This is a genomic window from Sphaerochaeta sp. S2 (assembly GCF_016406725.1).
Lineage (GTDB): Bacteria > Spirochaetota > Spirochaetia > Sphaerochaetales > Sphaerochaetaceae > Sphaerochaeta.
Window position 1 is genome coordinate 1 of record NZ_JAEKNT010000427.1, and the last position, 1,799, is coordinate 1,799.

At 42.6% G+C, this 1,799-nt stretch carries 2 protein-coding genes; both read right to left on the bottom strand.

Translation table 11 applies throughout. The features are described 5' to 3' along the window. On the bottom strand, nt 1-723 hold a 723-nt coding region (locus JF818_RS12315; RefSeq protein ID WP_198892292.1), incomplete at its 3' end, for a CDP-glycerol glycerophosphotransferase family protein. A gap of 4 nt (nt 724-727) precedes the next feature. Further along, nucleotides 728-1,762 (bottom strand): lipopolysaccharide biosynthesis protein, encoded by a 1,035-nt coding sequence (locus JF818_RS12320; RefSeq protein WP_233067639.1) that lies wholly within the window; start codon nt 1,760-1,762, stop codon nt 728-730. Nucleotides 1,763-1,799 lie beyond the last annotated feature (37 nt).

The window sequence follows — 1,799 nt, forward strand, 5'->3', positions numbered from 1 at the left end:
ACCAAAAACCTTGCCTAGTTGTTCGAGTATAGAAAAGAAATCAATATCCTGGACCTTCTGGGCTTCCCGACTCTTGCCCTCCTTCCTCCTAAGTGTTGGAGCATAGAGAACATAATGATACTGGGGTTCCAAGCCAAGACGACTCTGAGTTTCAGCTATTGTTGCATCTTGAAGATCAACAAGTATGTCATTTCTTGGACAGCCCGTTTTGAGAACTTCTCCTCTATAGCGAAACGCAGTACGGAAAAAAGATTCGCCAAAATCAGATCCTGCAATAGCAAGGTCACAGGAAAACTGCTCCTGAAGCAATGGCTTTCCTGCCCTATCGGAAAAATCATAGAGAATTTTCTTGAATCCCCTGTCCCCATGCCATGTTTGAATGAAGAACTGATCACTCCCCTTCCAAGCCCACCCAGGCAATGTGTCATTGAATACCCAGACACTTGCTCTGGCCATGGCTACAAGTGCACCAAAACTCCATCCCTTCCGTACGATACAAGAAGGATCAAGAACACCCGATTTTGCTTTTGGGTCTTTCATAACCCAACACTGTTCGATAGTTGGGTATAAGCTACGCAAGGCTACTGAAATTGCCTTAGGATTATCAGAGTAGGTTGAACCAGAAAAACTCATGAAAAGGACCCTGTTTTCTTTCCTAGGGAGTATGGCATGGAGCAAGAACAGTATCCACCGCTTTACAAGCAAATTCATTCTATCCCGCATATCACTATCTCCTTTTCCGTAGGATTGCAAGGGTACCACCAATTGAACCCTTGTTTGCCCAGAGAGCGATACTACAGAATACAATCAATACGCCTATCTTGTACAAACAGGCTCCTATTGATACCGACGCATTACCCTGAACATAGCTGGGATATAGCCCGACCACCATACATAGCAGCAAAAACAAAAAATGTAGTCCAAACCGTACCAAGCTATATCCTATCTTTGAAAATTTGTTTGCCAAATACACTACAATACCAACTCTCAACAACATCGCAATCGCATCGGCTGCTACTGAACCAAACATCCCCCAAGCCTTGATAAAAAAGTAAGACAAGAACACATTCAAAAGACTGCTGCTTACCGTTGCAATGAAAATATATTTTGCGGCTTTCTTGTAATAAAAAAGAATATTGATGTAGAAATAGTACGGCGTCTTGATGGCAAACACGGCAACAATGAGAGGAACCAGCATCCAAGAACTTTGGTATGCATCAGTTGCCATAAGAGCAATCAACTCTTGGCTGAAGAGAGCCAAACCCAAGAAAACAATACCATAGAGCCATACCAAGGAATTTGAAAGGGATACAATTTGTTTTGTATCCAGCGCTTCTCTCTTGCTCAACTGCTCAAAGAACCATGGCTGAAAAGCCATATTCACAGAATTCTGCACCATATCTGCCAGGGATCCAAATTTACTGGCAAGCCCAAACAATCCAACAGAAACCAATGAGGTGTTTGCATTGATGAAGACCCTTGATACAAACTGAGCAATATGGGTGGATAGGTTATGAGGGATAATGGGAATTGAATAGTGGAGAGCCTCCCTCAGTAGTTGTTTATTGATGCAGAAGCAAAAGAGATGGTGTTTTCCAAGATCAAACAGCATCCAGACAATGGCTACTGTATTGGAGATCACCAAGGAGAGCAAGACTCCATTTGCACCAAATTTCAAAATGGCTACGAACAAGATATTCAAGGCAACCTGCAGAAAGAAATATGACAAGCTGGTAATTGCTGATTTCTTTGCAAGCTGCATTCCTTTCTATCCAACCGTTCTGTTAGGGTTGATTGCC

What these genes read in the sequence shown, in the direction of transcription:
- JF818_RS12320 (WP_233067639.1), bottom strand. Translation starts at nt 1,762, where the DNA reads ATGCAGCTTGCAAAGAAATCAGCAATTACCAGCTTGTCATATTTCTTT.